This window comes from bacterium (assembly GCA_017744355.1).
Lineage (GTDB): Bacteria > Cyanobacteriota > Sericytochromatia > S15B-MN24 > UBA4093 > JAGIBK01.
Genome location: JAGIBK010000001.1, coordinates 876,105 through 890,890, shown reverse-complemented (window position 1 = coordinate 890,890; position 14,786 = coordinate 876,105). Strand labels below are relative to the sequence as shown.

The window sequence follows — 14,786 nt, the reverse complement described above, 5'->3', positions numbered from 1 at the left end:
CGCCCAAGCCGCCAAAGGCGGCCAATGGAGGTCACATGCCTGGTTTCGTTAGATGCTCTCTGGCTGGACCCTTGTGCGCGAAGGGGGTATAACCTCTTCTGTTCGCCCTCTTCCTCGCGATAGGCCAGGAGCCCCGCCATGCCCCGCGTGACGCTCTTTTCTGGACCGGGTTGCTGCCTTTGCGACCAGGCCAAAGCCCTGCTCGATAAGGTCGCAATCGATCAACCTTTCTCGCTCGAGATCCGCGACATCCAAGCGGATCCGGCACTTTTCGAGCGCTTCCGCTACGCGATCCCCGTCATCGCGGTGGATGACGAGGTCGTGATGGCCGGCAAGGTGACCGAGTTCTGGATCCGCAAGGCCCTGCGGGGTGAGCCCCTTGGCCGCGAGGCGCGCGAGGCCCTGCCCTCGCTCGTGCGGGACTAGCCCATGACGTCCTTGTCGGTCCTGGTGGTGAGCGTCGAGGCGCGGGCCTTCGCCCTGCGCCTGGACGAGGTCTCCGAAATCATGCGTCCCTTGTCGGTGGCCCCGATGCCGGGGGCGCCGCCCTTCGTGCGCGGGGTGGCCGTGGCGCGCGGCGAGCCTCGGCCGGTAGTCGATCTGGCGATGCTCCTCGGTGCCTCGGAGCCGGTAGCGCCCGAGCGCTTCGTGGCCGTGAAGACGGGCGAGCGCCAGGTGCTGCTCGCCGTCGAGACGGTGGTGGGCATCCAACGCCTCTCGGCGGCGGTCTTCGAGGACCTTCCCCCGCTCTTTCGCCAAGCCAAGGGCCATGCGATGGAAGCGATCGCCTCATTGGACGATCGTCTCTTGATCCTGCTGGCGGGCGGTCGCCTCGTCCCGCCCGAGCACCTGGCGGTCCTCACACCCGAGGAGTCCGAATGAGCGAGGGGCCTTTGACCGGCGATCTGGCCCGGTTCTCCGAGCTGCTCGTCTCGCGCGTCGGCCTGACCGGCCTCGATGCGAGCACGCGGCTCGATCGGGTGCTGGCCGACCGCATGCGGGCTACGGCCTGCAAGACTGCCGAGGCCTACTTCGCCCTGCTCCTGGCGCCTGAAACGGCCGATCAAGAAATGTTCGAGCTGGCCGAGCAACTGACCGTCGGCGAAACCTACTTCTTTCGCAACCCCGAGCAGTTCCAGGCCCTCAAGGAAGTCGTGCTGCCAGCCCTCGCCCGGCGGCCGGCGCCGCACCGCCCGGTGCGCATGCTCTCGGCCGGTTGCTCATCCGGCGAGGAGGCTTACACCCTCGCGATGGTAGCCCAGGAATCCGGCTTGCTTCGAAGCGGCGTGCGCATCGAAGGCATCGACCTCAATGGCCTCGCGCTCGCCAAGGCCCGCCGCGCTTGTTACGCACCCTGGTCGCTTCGCGGCGTGTCGCCCGAGATTACGGCCCGCTACTTTCGCGAGCGACGCGGCGACTTCGTGCTGGCGCCTGCGATCCGAGAGATGGTGAGCTTCTCGCTGGGCAATCTCATGCAGCTGGATCGCACGACGGAGCCGGGTGCCTACGACGTCATCTTCTGCCGCAACGTGCTGATCTACTTCTCGGCCGATGCGATCCGGCGCCAGCTGGAGAGTCTCGCCCGCGCCCTTTCGCCCGGGGGCTACCTCTTTCTCGGCCATGCGGAAACCACCCGCCTGGCGGATACGTGCTTTCAGGTGGAGCAGTCCCACGGCACCTTCTACTACCGCAAGCAGGACCCTCAGTCTCTTCGCTCCTCATATGCCCGCTCGGCCGTGACCATCCCCGCAAGTCCCCTTCCGGCGAGGCCCAAGCCGGTCGCGCGGCCTGTCGCCATCCGGCCGAGAACCGAGGCCCCCGCCCCGCAACCGGGCCTTGCGCGAGCCTACGAGCTTTTCGCCTCGGAGCGCTTCGTCGAAGCAGAAGCAATCTTGCGCAACTTGCCCCCCACCGTCGCTGAAGCCCAGGAAGCCCTGCTCTTGCTCGGGGCGGTGCTGCTCAACACCGGGCGGGGAGAGGCGGTCGAAACGGTGTGTCGCCGCGCGCTCGCCAACGACGAGTTTTCAGCTGGCGCTCATTATCTTCGGGCACTATACTACGAGCAAGCAGGTGAGCTCGCCTCGGCGATCAAGGACTACGAGGCGGCCTCGTACCTCGAACCGGGCTTCTCGCTTCCCCACCTGCGCTTGGGCTTGCTTGCCAAGCGCAGAGGGGAGCACGAGCAGGGACGCCGGGCGCTGACACAGGCGCTCGCCTTGCTCCCCAACGAGAACGACGCGCGCCTTGCGCTCTTCGGGGGCGGCTTCGGCCGCACGGCCCTGGAGCAGCTCTGCCGTTCCGAGCTCGCACGAGAGGGAAGAGCGCTTTGAGGATGGACGAAGACCACTCGCAGGAGATGCTGGCGGCGCTGCGCGCCGACTTCGACCGTGCCTTCACGCTGCCGCTCATGGCCCCGAGCAATGACGGCGTGGACGTGATCGGGCTGCGCGTCGGGGCCGAGCGCCTGGCGTTTCGTTTGCGGGACCTGGCGGGGCTACAAGCCCTCGGTCAAGTGGTGCCTCTTCCCGGGGCCGCCCGAGGGCTGTCCGGTGTGGTGGGCCTGCGCGGCCGGGCGGTGGCGGTGTACGACTTGGCCACCTTGCTCGGTCTCGCGGGTGGGACGAGCGCCTGGATCGCTTTGTGCCGCTTCCAGGAACCGGTCGCGCTCGCTTTCGAGGCCCTTGAAGGCTACTGGCGCGTGCCGCGCGAGGCCTTCGCGCCGTCGAGCCAGCGCCAGGACCTCTACAGCCAGGAGCTCGTCCGGGTCGCCGGCCATTCCTACGCGGTTCTCGAAACCGCCGCGCTTGAGAAGGCGATCGCGCGCCTCGTGGGAGTGGCGTGACCATGGCCCGTGATCGCTACAAGTACTTCCGGATCGAAACCCGCGAGATCCTCGACGGCCTCTCCCACGGCGTGATGGAGCTAGAACGCGGCGTGCCCGCAGCGCAGGGTCTCGACAACCTGCTCAGGCTGGCCCACACCCTCAAGGGGGCCGCACGGGTGGTCGAGCAGGACGGCATTGCCGAGGCGGCGCACGCCATCGAGGACTTGCTCGGCGTTTTCCGTAAAGAGGGCGCTGCCGACGGGACTGTTACCGATGCGATCCTGCGGCACCTGGACGCCATCGCCCTCGATCTCGCGGCATTGGGGGCTGAGGCGCCCGCGCCGGTCGAGGCCACGCCGGCGGCGAAGGCTCAGCCCGAGCCGGTCCAGCCTGTGGCGGACTTCGAGGCGGTGCGGGTGGAGCTTGCGGGCTTCGACGTGCTGCTCGAATCGCTCGCCGAGGCGGGAACGCAACTGGATGCCCTGCGCCGTGAGACCCTCCTCCTCGACCAGGCGTGTCGCCTCGCCGACGAGTTGCTCGCCTCGCAAGCCGACGCGCCCGGGGTGCACGACCTCAAGAAGCACCTGGACCACCTGCGCCATGCCCACGGCAATCGCCTCTCGCGCGCCTCGCGAGAGCTAGGTGTGTCGCGCGAGCGCGCCAACGCCCTGCGCCTCGTGCCGGCCGCGGCGATCTTCCCGGAGCTCGAACGAGCGGTCCGCGACACGGCCGTGCGCCTCGGCAAGCGCGTCGTCTTCCGGCCGACCGGCGGCGAGCAGCGCCTCGACGGCCACGTGCTCGCGGGGATTCGCGACGCGCTCTTGCACCTGATCAACAACGGCGTCGACCACGGGATCGAGGCCCCCGAGGCGCGAATCGAGGCAGGGAAACCCCCCGAGGGGACGCTCTCGCTGACGGTCGAGCGCCGTGGACCACGGGTGGCCTTCGTGATCCACGACGACGGCCGCGGGGTCGATCTCGCGGCAGTTCAGCAGGCCGCAGCCCGTCATGCCCTGCTGACGCCCGCCGAGGCCGAGGCGCTCGATCTCGACGCAGCGGTTCGCCTGCTCTTCCGACAGGGCTTCAGCACGGCGCGCACCGTCTCGGCGGTCTCCGGCCGAGGCATCGGGCTGGATGCGGTCAACGCCCTCGTCGCCAAGTGCAAGGGGGAGCTGCGCCTCGAGACCGCCCAGGGACAGGGCACGACCCTCACGCTCACGGTGCCCGTCTCCCTCACCTCGCTGAGCGCGCTCTTGGTCGAACTGGACGGCCTCGTCGCCGCCATTCCGCTGGATGCGGTGGTCCAGACCTTGCGCTTGCAGGCCACCGAGCTCGAAACCCACGGTGGGACCGAGATGCTGATGCTCGACGATCGCGCGCTGCCCTTCCAGCCGCTGGATGAGCTCTTCTCGGGACGCGTGACGCCCCCCGACACCTGGTCGGTGGTGGTCTTGCGAGCCGGGGACCGCGAGGTGGCCGTCGGCGCCCATCGCCTCATCGGCATGGCGGAGCTGGTGGTTCGCCCCCTGCCCAAGATGGCAGGTGCGCTGCCGCTCGTCATCGGCACGGCACTCGACGCCGACGGCACCCCGCAGCCAGTGCTCGATCCACAGGGCCTCGTGGCGGCGGCCACGGCCCGAACCGGAGCCGAGCGCCCGGCCGAGGCCTCGAACGCCATGCTCCCGATCCTCGTCATCGACGACTCGCTGACCACCCGCATGCTCGAACAGAGCATCCTCGAGTCGGCGGGCTTCACAGTCGCGCTCGCCACCAGCGCCGAAGAGGGGCTCGAGATGGCCAAGCGCCAGCGCTACGGCCTCTTCATCGTGGACGTGGAGATGCCTGGCATGACCGGGTTCGACTTCGTGGCGCTTACCCGCGAGGACCCGCGTCTCGCGGAGGTCCCGGCGATCCTCGTCACCTCCCGGGCGGCGCCCGCTGATCGGCGTCGGGGCCTCGAGGTGGGCGCGCGGGCCTATATCGTCAAGGGCGAGTTCGACCAGGGGATCTTCCTGCAGACGGTCCGAGGGCTGGTGGGCTGATGGCTCGGACGCGCGTGCTGGTGGTCGAGGACTCGTTGACGGTCCGCAAGTACCTGGTCGAGGTGCTTTCGGCGGATCCCGAGCTGGAGGTGGTCGGGGAGGCGGCCGACGGCGTTGCGGCGATCGCCCTCTGCGAGAGCCTGCGCCCGGACGTGATCACCCTGGACATCGTCATGCCGCGCCTGAACGGCCTCGAGACGACCTGCCACGTCATGGCGCACTGTCCGACCCCCATCCTGATCGTCTCGGGCTCGCTCAACCGCGGCGAGGCCTACGAGACCTGCGAAGCGCTGGCGGCCGGGGCGGTGGACGTGCTCGAGAAGCCGAACGGCGCCCTTGCGAGCAAGGAGTGGGAGCGCAAGCTCTGCGCAGCGGTCAAGCTGGTTTCGCGGATCAAGGTGATCCGGCATCCGCTCGGTCGTTTGCGCGCAGCCTCCCGCACGCCGGCGTTGCCCAACACCCTGGCCCCCCGGAAGACGCCTCGGCTGGTGGCGCTCGGGGCCTCCACGGGCGGACCGGGCGTCATCCGCGAGATCCTGGAGGGGCTCGATCCGAGCTTCTCCTTGCCCATCCTGCTCGTCCTCCACATCGGGGAACCCTTCGGCGCCTCGTTCGTCGAGTGGCTTGCGAGCTTCTCGCCGCTGCCGGTCAAGGCGGCCACCGATGGCATGTTGCTTCCCTTTTCGGGCTGCGTGATCGTCGCGCCCCCCGGCCGGCACCTGGTCGCCACCCCCGAGGGGCTGCGCCTCACCGAAGCGCCGGCGCGGCATGCCTGCCGTCCCTCGGTGGACGTCCTCTTCGAATCCGTCGCCAAAACCTACGGCGAGGGGGCCATCGGCTGCCTCTTGACCGGGATGGGCCGCGACGGGGCGGAAGGCTTGCTCGCCATCAAGCAGGCCGGCGGCCACACGATCGCCCAGGACGAGGCCTCGTCGGTGGTGTTCGGCATGCCGCGTGAGGCGATCAAGCTAGGCGCTGCGGCCGTCACCTTGCCGCCCTTCCGCATCGCTCAGACCCTCCAGGCATTCTCGATCGCTCAGGCCCCCGATCGGAGGTTCCCGTGACCCTGCCCGTCTTGATCCTCGACGATAGTTTGACCATTCGCATGAGCCTGCACGAAGCCTTCGAGGCGGCGGGGATCCCCACGACCCTCTGCGCGACGCTTGTAAGCGCCCGTGAAGCGCTCGCAAACACGCCGCACGGCCTGGCCGTCCTCGATCTGCACCTGCCCGACGGAGACGGCCTGGATCTGCTCGCCGAACTCAAGCATGATCCCGGGACACGCGATTTGCCGGTGCTCCTGCTGTCGTCCGAGGCCGAGGTCCGCGATCGCATCCGAGGCCTCTCGGGCGGGGCCATCGACTTCGTCGGCAAGCCCTACGACCCGGACTACCTGGTGCTGCGCGCGCGCGAGCTGATGCGTCCTGCCGACCAAGCGCCCGCCGTCTCGTCGGGCGTCAAGGTGCTCGTGATCGAGGACAGCGCGACCTTTCGCGCGGCGCTGTGCGAGGCCCTCCAGGAAGCGGGCTACGAGTGCGTCACCGCCGAGAGCGGCGAGGAGGGCCTGCGCCTCGCGGTCCTGCACCAGCCTTCGGTCATCGTGGTGGATGGCCGGCTGCCGGGCATCGACGGCGCAACCGTCATCCATCGCCTGAGGCTGGACGGGAGCCTGCGTCACATCCCGTGCCTGCTCTTGACCGCCTCCGAGGCCCTCGCCGACGAGATCCAGGGCCTGGAGGCGGGGGCGGACGCCTACGTCCGCAAGTCAGAGCCCCTGAGCCTCATCCTCGCGCGCCTCTCGGCTCTCTTGCGCTCGGCCGCCCCGCCCAGCCCGGTACTCGCCCTCTCCAGTCCGCTCGGCCCCAAGAAGGTCCTCTTGGTCGACGACAACCCTAACCATCATCGGCACCTGGCGAGCCGCCTCCAGCAGGAGGGCTACGACGTTGTCGTCGCGAAGTCGGGCGAAGATGCGCTGGATCTGCTCGTGGTCCAGCCGGTGGATTGCATCCTGCTCGACATGCTGATGCCCGGCATCTCGGGCCTCCAGCTCTGCCAGCTCGTCAAGCGCAACCCGCTTTGGCGCGAGATCCCGCTCGTCATCCTCTCGGGGATCGAGGAAGAAGCCACCATGATCGAGGCCCTCAACGCGGGGGCGGACGATTACCTGGTCAAGGGCAACGACGACGCGGCCATCCTGGGTCGCCTGCGAGCCCAGCTGCGCCGCCGCCACATCGAGGCGGAGCACCGCCGGGCGCAGGCGGAGCTCTTGCGCAAGGAGCTTGAAGCGGCCGAGATGCGTTCGGCCCGCGAGCTCGCCGAAACCCGAGCGGCGCTCTTGGCGGATCTCGAGCGCAAGAACGCCGAACTCGCGCAGGCCAAGGAGCACGCCGAGGCCGCGACCCAGGCCAAGTCCGAGTTCCTCGCCAACATGAGCCACGAAATCCGCACCCCGCTCAATGCGATCCTCGGCATGGCCGAGCTGCTCGCCGAGACCCCCCTCAACGAGGAACAGTCGGGCTACGTTGCGGTCTTTCGCCGTGCGGGCGACAACCTCCTGACGGTGATCAACGATATTCTCGACCTCTCGAAGGTCGAGGCCGGCCAGCTGGAGCTGGATCGGACCGTCTTCGAGCTCGGCGAGGTCATCGACAGGGCTATCGATCTCGGGGCGGTCCGCGCGCGCGCCAAGGGGATCAACCTGCGAGCCGAGGTCGAGGCGGGCGTGCCGCCCTACGTGCTGGGGGATCCGCACCGCCTGGGCCAGGTGATCCACAACCTGATCGGCAACGCCCTCAAGTTCACCCAGCAGGGCGAGGTGGTGCTCCGGGTGGCGCCGGGCCCCGGCGGCCAGCTCTCGTTCGCGGTCTCGGACACGGGGATCGGCATCCCCGAGCACAAGCGCGAGCTGATCTTCGAGAAGTTCCAGCAGGCCGATTCCTCGACCACCCGCCGTTACGGGGGCACCGGCCTGGGTCTTTCCATCGTCCGGCGCCTCGTCCACCTGATGGGCGGTGAGATCGGCGTCGAGAGTCGGGTGGGCAAGGGGAGCACCTTCCACTTTACGGTCCAGTTGCCTGAGGCCGAGGCCCCGCGCGAAGCCACGCGCCGGGTCCCGGCAGAAGCCCCCCAGCCGGTGCGGCCCCTGCGGATCCTGCTGGCCGAGGACGCCGAGGACAACCGGGCGGTGTTCAAGGCCTACCTGCGCCACACCCCCCACCACCTGGAGGTGGCGGAGAACGGGGCGATCGCCCTGGAGCGCTACCGTGCGAACGCTTACGATCTGGTCTTCATGGACATGCAGATGCCCATCCTGGACGGCTATACCGCCACTCGCGCCATCCGCGAGTTCGAGCGCGCCCAGGGGATGGGCGAGGTGCCCGTCATTGCCCTGACCGCCTTCGCCCTCAAGGAGGAGGCTCAGCGCAGCATGGAGGCGGGCTGCACCATGCACCTGACCAAGCCGATCGCCAAGGAGAACCTGCTGCGCCTGGTGGCGGAGATCGCAGGCTCCGTCGAGCGCATCGACGACCTTGCGCCGCCCGAGCCCCCCACCGCGCCCGAGCCCGTGCTCCAGGGATGCGTCGCGATCGTTCGGCAGGACCTGGCGCCGTTGATTCCGCGCTTTCTCGAGAACCGCGAGACGGACGTGCGGACCCTGCGCGGGGCCCTCTCGGAAAAGGACCTCGAAACCGCCCGCCGAGTCGGGCACAACCTGGCGGGAACGGGTAGCACCTTCGGCTTCCCGGACATCACCGACATCGGGCGCGTGATCGAGGGGGCTGCGAAAAGCGAGGACGCCGAGGTGCTTGCGCGGGCGATCGATGCCCTGGAGGCCTACCTGGCGCAGGTGGAGATCCGCTACGAAGCGTGATCTTTTAGCGCTCAGGCTTGCGGCTTGTGCTGGGATACGGTAGTATCCCTCGGCTCTATTCCCTGTAGAAAGGTTGTTTGAGATGTATCCGATGGTTCTTGGCGCCCACAACGTGCTGCGTTGGTTGGTGCTCGCCCTCGCCGCGCTGGCGCTGGTGATGGCGTATAAAGGTTGGTTTGGTAAGAAGGAATGGCAGGAAGGCGATCGCCGCTACGGGGTGATGCTCACCGGCGCGCTGGACCTGCAGTTCCTGCTCGGGATCGTGCTTTACTTCGGGCTGAGCCCCGTGACCAGGACCGCCCTCTCCAACATGAAGGCGGCCATGAAGGAGCCCTCGCTGCGCTTCTTCGCCGTCGAGCACGCCTTCCTGATGCTGGTGGCGGTCGTCCTCGCCCACGTGGGCAGCGTCATGGTCAAGAAGGCCTCCAACGACGCCAAGTTCCGCACGGCGGCCATCTGGTACACCCTCTCGACCCTCGCGATCCTCTTCGCCATCCCCTGGTGGCGGCCCCTGATGCCCGGCTTCTAGCCTTCGAGCGGCTGCTGCGCAAGAAGGGCTTGGCCCCGGCTGGGGATCGGGTCGTTGAGCATCAGCCAGCGGTTTCCGTGGGGCGTCTTGGCACGGTAGAGCCAGTGGTCTCCGTGCCAGGAGGCCTCCAGGTCACCCCAGTCGATCCCGGACGGGATCATGCGGCCCGGGCCGAAGCCGGCCCGGACCAGGTCCTCGAAGTGATAGCTACGTTTGTTGCCGCTCGGCGACGAAGCCGTCGGGATCCGGATCACGTGCACGTTACGAGATGACCTCCCAGAGCCGCTCCACTTCGGGGCGGCTCAATTCGTTGCCGTGAACGTCGAGCCACCGCTCGGCGTCCTTGTAAAGATAGAAAAGGTGCCCGAAATCGTGGTGCGCCGCGCGGTCCCAGATGTCGGTGGCGCTGTCTGCCTGGCCGTTGTGGTTGTGGACGGCCGCCACGATCTCGCTCATCTGCCTGCCGCCGAGGTGCCCTTGTCGATGGATCGCCTCCAGCAGGTCCTTGGTCGTTCTGGCCATGTGTGCCTCCTTGGTCGAGCCTCGTCGTGCTCCTTGTCTTCATCTTCTCATCGTCGGCGGGCGGGTCAAGGTGCGAGGTGCCGAAGCGCCTGGAATCCACTTGATGTCCCGGGGGTCATTCGAGCGGGATGTCCTGGTGAGGCGACTTTCGGGTCTGCTATACTCGACAGAATGAACAAGCACTTTCCGCTCCTGGTGGCGATCAGCCTGATCTGGGGCTCCCAATTCTTCTTCAACGAGATTGCCCTGGCCGCGCTGCCCCCGCTGACCATCGCGTTCGTGCGCTCGGCGCTGGCGGCCCTGACCCTGGCGGTGATCTTCCACTTCTCGCGCGAGCGTCGCGAGGTGGCAGCCGCCCCCACCCGCAAGATCCCCTTCATGACCTACTTCTGGATCGCCGTGGTGGATGCGACCCTGCCTTTCTTCCTGATGGCCTGGGGCCAGCGTCAGCTCGAAAGCGGGACGGCCGCCATCCTGAACGGCACCATCCCCCTCTTCGCCTTGGTCCTGACCCCGCTCATCATCAAGGGCACGAAGCTGACCTTGGGGAACGTCCTGAGCATCGGGCTGGGCTTCGTCAGCGTCCTGGTCCTCAACGCCGCGAGCCTCCAGCACGGCTTCGGGGGCAACATGGTTCCAATGCTCGCCATGCTCGGCGGTGCGGGGTGCTTCGCCGGCGGTCTCGTCTTGATCAAGCGCCTCGATTCGCCGACCTTCATTACCACGGCCCGCAACATCCTCTTCGCCTCGACCTTGCAATTGCTGCCCTTCGCCCTGTGGGTGGATCGCCCCTGGGCGCTGACCTGGAGCCTCAAGGTGGTGGGCGCCCTGATCTTCCTGGGCGTCGTCAACGCGGGTATCGCTTACTTGCTGTACGTGGTGCTGATCGCCAAGGCGGGTCCGACCTTCGCCTCGCTGAGCAACTACCTGGTGCCCATGGTGGGCATGTCGCTCGGCATCTTCCTCTTGGGCGAGCCGTTCCACCCTATCAGCATCGTGGCCCTCTTGATCCTCTTCGTGGCCCTTTCGCTCAACGGCTGGACGCCGCGCAAACAGCGGCAGCCCGAGCAGCAGAAGGCAGGCGGAGCAGCAGAGAGCTTAGCGCCCGTCACGAAACCATAGGACGATTCCTTCGCCGCGGGTGCATGAGCATCCGCGGCGAAGAACTTTTGGTGCGGGAGCGCCTCACTCCCGGCCGAAGGCGTCGAGTGATGGGTCCTTGGCGCTCTGGTCGGCCGTGTCGCTGAAGACGATGCCCGCCTTCTGGACCTCCTGGTAGGGCAAGAGCCAGACGAGCGATTCGTCGTGCAGGTCCCCCACCTGGATGCGGTTGCCCCAGGGATCCCGGAAGTCGCATCGGAAGTGGGGCTCAAGGGTGAGGCCGTACTTGGTTTGCACCTTCTGGCGCACCTCGGCGATCTGCGCGGCGTCCCGGACCATCAGGCCGAAGTGGCGGGTCCTGTCCGGCTGTAGCTCCTCGACCTCGAAGATCGCCATGAACTGGTGCTCGCCCATCTTGCACCAGGCGGCGCCTTCGCCCCCCGTCAGCATCTCGAGCCCGAAGACGTCCGAGTAGAAGGCGACCGCTGCCGCTGCGTCGGTCACCTCGATCGCGATGTGGTTCAGGCCGTAGACTCGTACCGCCATCCATGACCTCCTTCAGGAGAGGGAAGCTTGCACGATCACGGTACCATGGCCGCCACGATGGTAGAATTGGAAGAGGGCCCGGAAGGCCGTCAGGTCCGGGACGATCAGCTTTTGCGCTTGGCGAGCTTGGCCGTCAGGTAGCGAGCCAGGCCGCCGTAGGTGGCGTCGTCCCAGTAGGTCATGTACTCGCGCAAGGCCTGGGTCAGGTCAGGTTCCTCGAAGCCGAGTGCTTGTAATGCCTGCATGGCGGTCGCAAGCCGGTGCCCTTCCATGACGAGGGCCGGATCGTAAGGGACGTCCCCGAAGCGGCGCAGGTAGAGGTCGCGCATCAGGTGGTCGGCTTGCTGGCGAGAGTTCATCGGTCCCTCCAAGAGAGCGGGCGTTGCCTGCGACCATCGTAACGCCTCAGGCGGCAGGATGGCACGACCAGAAAGGCGGCTGGCATGCACTTGTTCGAACCCTGGGCGCTTCGCGCGCTGGAATTCCGCAACCGGATCGGGGTATCGCCCATGTGCCAGTACTCGTGCGAGGACGGCTTCGCCAACGATTGGCACCTGGTCCACCTTGGCTCTCGGGCGATCGGCGGGGCGGGCCTCGTGATGGTCGAGGCGACGGCGGTCGAGCCTATCGGCCGCATTTCGCCCCAGGACATGGGCCTCTGGTCGGACGCGCACATCGAGCCCCTCGCCCGCGTTGCGCGCTTCATTCGCGAGCACGGGGCGGTGGCCGGGATCCAGCTCGCCCATGCGGGGCGCAAGGCCAGCACCAGCCGCCCCTGGGAAGGGGACGGGGCCCTTTCGCCCGCGCAAGGAGGCTGGGAGCCCGTCGTGGCGCCGAGTGCCATCCCCTTCGAGGAAGGCTGCCCCATGCCCGTGGCCCTGAACGAGGCTGGTATCGAGCGCGTCGTGCAGGCGTTCGCCGACTCGGCCGATTGGGCCATTGCCGCGGGCTTTCAGCTGATCGAGATCCACGCCGCTCACGGCTACTTGCTCCATGAGTTCCTCTCGCCCCTTTCGAATCACCGCACGGATGCCTATGGGGGATCCTTCGAGAACCGGATCCGTCTGTTGCTGAGGGTAGTGGACGCCGTGCGCGCGCGCTGCCCCGAGGGCATGCCCCTCTTCGTCCGGATTTCGGCCACCGACTGGGCAGACGGGGGTTGGGACGCGGATCAATCGGTCGAGTTGGCCAGGCGCCTCAAGCCCCACGGCGTCGATCTAATCGACGTGTCGAGCGGTGGCCTCGTGCCCAAGGCGAGCATCCCCGTGGGACCTGGCTACCAGGTTTCGTTCGCGGATCGGATCAGGCGCGAGGCCGGGATCCCCACCGCGGCGGTTGGGCTCATCAGCGAGCCGGAGCAGGCCGATGCGGTGATCCGCGAAGGCCAGGCGGATCTGGTGCTGCTCGGACGCGCGCTGCTGCGTGATCCTTATTGGCCGCTGCATGCGGCGCAGGCCCTGGGCCACGAGGCGCCCTGGCCGCCCCAGTACGAGCGAGCCAAGCCGCGCACCCGCCGCTGATTCCTTCACACCACACGCGTTGGGGCCCTCGCGCCTCAGGAGGTTCGGGATGAACGTCGATTCAAAGCTCTCCTCCCCTCAAGCCGCCGAGCGCGATTTCTTCGCATCGGACCGGGCCTTCTACCGCCTGCTGCGGCGCCGGTTGCCCGCTCATCAGTGGGAGTGGGGCCTGGCGCAGCTCCAGGAGATGGGGCGGATGGCCACCGAGGTCATTCCCCCGCTCGCCGAGCTCGCCAACCAGCATCCGCCGACCCTCAAGGCTTACGATCCCTGGGGCGAGCGCATCGACGAGGTCCAGTGCCATCCGAGCTACAAGGAGATGACCCGCCTCGCTTACGGGGCGGGCCTCGGCGGCATGTACCACGACCCGGCGGTGCGCGAACAGGGCAAGGTGTCGCACGCGCTGGCCTTCGGCCTCGGCTACGTCTTCGCGCAGGCCGAGCAGGGCCTCTACTGCCCCATCTGCATGACCGAGGGGGCCGCACGGCTGGTTGCGACCTTCGGGGACGAGGCTCTCAAAGCGCGTTACCTGCCGGGGCTGACCTCGCGCGATCCCGAGACCCTCTTGCAGGGGGCCATGTTCCTCACCGAGAAGCAGGGCGGCTCGGACGTGGGGGCGAACCTCGCCACCGCGCGGCAGGTGGGGGACCACTGGGAGCTCTACGGCGACAAGTGGTTCTGCAGCAACGCGGGCGAAGCGGGCGTCATGATGGTCCTGGCGCGCCCCGAGGGGGCGGCTCCCGGCACCCGGGGGCTCGGTCTTTTCCTGATGCCCAAGACCTGGGCGGACGGCTCTCCCAACCGCTACCGGATCAACCGCCTCAAGGACAAGCTGGGCACTCGCTCCATGCCGAGCGGTGAGATCTCGCTCGACGGGGCCCGCGCGTTCGCAGTCGGCGAGGTGGGCCGCGGCTTCGCCTACATGACCGAGATGCTCAACCTGAGCCGGATCTATAACTCGGTGGCCTCGGTCGCCGTCACGCGGCGCGCCCTCTACGAGTGCCTCAAGTTCTCGCGGGAGCGCGCGACCTTCGGCCACCTGATCGAGCAGTACCCCATGGTCCGGCGCCAGCTGGTGGAGATGACCATCGAGCACGAGGCCTCCATGGCCCTGGTCTGGGAGGCGATCGCCTTCCTGGATCGCCAGGACGACGGCCTTGCGACCCCCGAAGAGCGCAAGCTGCTGCGGCTCTTGACCCCACAGATCAAGTACCACACGGCGCGCCAGGCCGTGGATTTCGCCTCGATGGCCTGCGAGTTCCTGGGCGGCAACGGCTACATCGAGACCTTCGTCACCCCCAGGCTCCTGCGCGACGCCCAGGTGCTGCCCATCTGGGAAGGGACCACCAACATCCTCGTCTTGGACGTGCTGCGCTGCCTCGAGAAGGAGGGGGCCCAGGCGCCTCTCTTCGAAACGCTGCGCGCCCGTCTTGGCGCCCTGCGGCAGTCGAGGCTCGCCCCGTACCGCGACCAGGCCCTCTCGGCGCTCGATCGCTTGATCGCTGCCTTCGACCAGCTGGCCGCGGCCCAGGAGGGCCGGACCCTCTTTGCAAAGGAGTGGAGCGATTGGGCCCTTCGGGTGTACCAGGCGACGCTGCTTTTGGAAGGGGCCGAAGAGGAACTCGAAAGCGGCGAAGGACGCGGGCTTGCGATCGCCGTCAAGTTCCTGCGCCGCCACTTCGAGCGCCAGGCCTTCGGCGCGCCGGGCTGGGGGACGGATTCGAGCGATCATACCTTGTTCGAGGCGATCGCGCGGCACGCGCCTCTGACGCCCGAGGAGGCCCTTCGGGCGCTCGGCTAAAACGAAAAGGGGGAAAGCGTCTCGCTTTCC

At 67.9% G+C, this 14,786-nt stretch carries 15 protein-coding genes; 11 read left to right on the top strand and 4 right to left on the bottom strand.

Features of this window, described 5'->3' with window-relative positions:
- Positions 1-138: 138 nt before the first annotated feature.
- From J7643_04260 to J7643_04225, 8 genes are all read left to right on the top strand, one after another.
- Positions 139-426, top strand: coding sequence for a glutaredoxin family protein (locus J7643_04260; GenBank protein ID MBO9539790.1), 288 nt, complete (start codon positions 139-141; stop codon positions 424-426).
- A gap of 3 nt (positions 427-429) precedes the next feature.
- The gene (locus tag J7643_04255) at positions 430-882 is read left to right on the top strand and encodes a chemotaxis protein CheW (protein MBO9539789.1); all 453 of its coding nucleotides are present in this window, start codon (positions 430-432) and stop codon (positions 880-882) included.
- On the top strand, positions 879-2,330 hold the full coding sequence (locus J7643_04250; GenBank protein ID MBO9539788.1) for a methyltransferase domain-containing protein: 1,452 nt from the start codon (positions 879-881) through the stop codon (positions 2,328-2,330). The genes J7643_04255 and J7643_04250 overlap by 4 nt, the downstream gene beginning before the upstream one ends.
- Positions 2,331-2,332: 2 nt before the next feature.
- The gene (locus J7643_04245) at positions 2,333-2,842 is read left to right on the top strand and encodes a chemotaxis protein CheW (GenBank protein ID MBO9539787.1); all 510 of its coding nucleotides are present in this window, start codon (positions 2,333-2,335) and stop codon (positions 2,840-2,842) included.
- Positions 2,843-2,844: 2 nt separating this feature from the next.
- Positions 2,845-4,866: a response regulator gene (locus J7643_04240; protein ID MBO9539786.1), complete on the top strand. Its 2,022-nt coding sequence runs from the start codon at positions 2,845-2,847 to the stop codon at positions 4,864-4,866.
- Positions 4,866-5,930 carry a chemotaxis-specific protein-glutamate methyltransferase CheB gene (cheB, locus tag J7643_04235; protein ID MBO9539785.1) on the top strand — a complete coding sequence of 355 codons (1,065 nt, stop codon included), beginning with the start codon at positions 4,866-4,868 and terminating at the stop codon, positions 5,928-5,930. The genes J7643_04240 and cheB overlap by 1 nt, the downstream gene beginning before the upstream one ends.
- Complete coding sequence (locus J7643_04230; GenBank protein MBO9539784.1) at positions 5,927-8,737, top strand: response regulator; 2,811 nt, start codon at positions 5,927-5,929, stop codon at positions 8,735-8,737. The genes cheB and J7643_04230 overlap by 4 nt, the downstream gene beginning before the upstream one ends.
- Before the next feature lie 82 nt (positions 8,738-8,819).
- On the top strand, positions 8,820-9,266 hold the full coding sequence (locus J7643_04225) for a hypothetical protein (protein MBO9539783.1): 447 nt from the start codon (positions 8,820-8,822) through the stop codon (positions 9,264-9,266).
- Here J7643_04225 and J7643_04220 read toward each other — a convergent pair.
- Together J7643_04220 and J7643_04215 are read right to left on the bottom strand one after the other, a co-directional pair.
- Positions 9,263-9,526: a hypothetical protein gene (locus J7643_04220; protein ID MBO9539782.1), complete on the bottom strand. Its 264-nt coding sequence runs from the start codon at positions 9,524-9,526 to the stop codon at positions 9,263-9,265. The genes J7643_04225 and J7643_04220 overlap by 4 nt on opposite strands.
- 1 nt (position 9,527) lies before the next feature.
- Positions 9,528-9,788, bottom strand: coding sequence for a hypothetical protein (locus J7643_04215; GenBank protein ID MBO9539781.1), 261 nt, complete (start codon positions 9,786-9,788; stop codon positions 9,528-9,530).
- A 171-nt stretch (positions 9,789-9,959) separates the two neighbouring features.
- On the opposite strand from J7643_04215, the gene J7643_04210 reads away from it, so the two are divergent.
- Positions 9,960-10,910 (top strand): EamA family transporter, encoded by a 951-nt coding sequence (locus J7643_04210; GenBank protein ID MBO9539780.1) that lies wholly within the window; start codon positions 9,960-9,962, stop codon positions 10,908-10,910.
- Between the two features lie 63 nt (positions 10,911-10,973).
- Here J7643_04210 and J7643_04205 read toward each other — a convergent pair whose 3' ends face one another.
- Positions 10,974-11,435 (bottom strand): VOC family protein, encoded by a 462-nt coding sequence (locus tag J7643_04205; GenBank protein MBO9539779.1) that lies wholly within the window; start codon positions 11,433-11,435, stop codon positions 10,974-10,976.
- A 104-nt stretch (positions 11,436-11,539) separates the two neighbouring features.
- Positions 11,540-11,794 (bottom strand): hypothetical protein, encoded by a 255-nt coding sequence (locus J7643_04200; GenBank protein ID MBO9539778.1) that lies wholly within the window; start codon positions 11,792-11,794, stop codon positions 11,540-11,542.
- A gap of 84 nt (positions 11,795-11,878) precedes the next feature.
- On the opposite strand from J7643_04200, the gene J7643_04195 reads away from it, so the two are divergent.
- Positions 11,879-12,955: an NADH:flavin oxidoreductase/NADH oxidase gene (locus J7643_04195; protein ID MBO9539777.1), complete on the top strand. Its 1,077-nt coding sequence runs from the start codon at positions 11,879-11,881 to the stop codon at positions 12,953-12,955.
- Between the two features lie 49 nt (positions 12,956-13,004).
- The gene (locus tag J7643_04190; GenBank protein ID MBO9539776.1) at positions 13,005-14,756 is read left to right on the top strand and encodes an acyl-CoA dehydrogenase family protein; all 1,752 of its coding nucleotides are present in this window, start codon (positions 13,005-13,007) and stop codon (positions 14,754-14,756) included.
- Positions 14,757-14,786: the final 30 nt, after the last annotated feature.

Bases quoted from the DNA above. Each gene is read 5' to 3' on its own strand.
- J7643_04260 (MBO9539790.1), top strand. From the start codon at position 139: ATGCCCCGCGTGACGCTCTTTTCTGGACCGGGTTGCTGCCTTTGCGAC.
- J7643_04255 (MBO9539789.1), top strand. From the start codon at position 430: ATGACGTCCTTGTCGGTCCTGGTGGTGAGCGTCGAGGCGCGGGCCTTC.
- J7643_04250 (MBO9539788.1), top strand. From the start codon at position 879: ATGAGCGAGGGGCCTTTGACCGGCGATCTGGCCCGGTTCTCCGAGCTG.
- J7643_04245 (MBO9539787.1), top strand. From the start codon at position 2,333: ATGGACGAAGACCACTCGCAGGAGATGCTGGCGGCGCTGCGCGCCGAC.
- J7643_04240 (MBO9539786.1), top strand. From the start codon at position 2,845: ATGGCCCGTGATCGCTACAAGTACTTCCGGATCGAAACCCGCGAGATC.
- cheB (MBO9539785.1), top strand. From the start codon at position 4,866: ATGGCTCGGACGCGCGTGCTGGTGGTCGAGGACTCGTTGACGGTCCGC.
- J7643_04225 (MBO9539783.1), top strand. From the start codon at position 8,820: ATGTATCCGATGGTTCTTGGCGCCCACAACGTGCTGCGTTGGTTGGTG.
- J7643_04215 (MBO9539781.1), bottom strand. From the start codon at position 9,788: ATGGCCAGAACGACCAAGGACCTGCTGGAGGCGATCCATCGACAAGGG.
- J7643_04210 (MBO9539780.1), top strand. From the start codon at position 9,960: ATGAACAAGCACTTTCCGCTCCTGGTGGCGATCAGCCTGATCTGGGGC.
- J7643_04205 (MBO9539779.1), bottom strand. From the start codon at position 11,435: ATGGCGGTACGAGTCTACGGCCTGAACCACATCGCGATCGAGGTGACC.
- J7643_04200 (MBO9539778.1), bottom strand. From the start codon at position 11,794: ATGAACTCTCGCCAGCAAGCCGACCACCTGATGCGCGACCTCTACCTG.
- J7643_04195 (MBO9539777.1), top strand. From the start codon at position 11,879: ATGCACTTGTTCGAACCCTGGGCGCTTCGCGCGCTGGAATTCCGCAAC.
- J7643_04190 (MBO9539776.1), top strand. From the start codon at position 13,005: ATGAACGTCGATTCAAAGCTCTCCTCCCCTCAAGCCGCCGAGCGCGAT.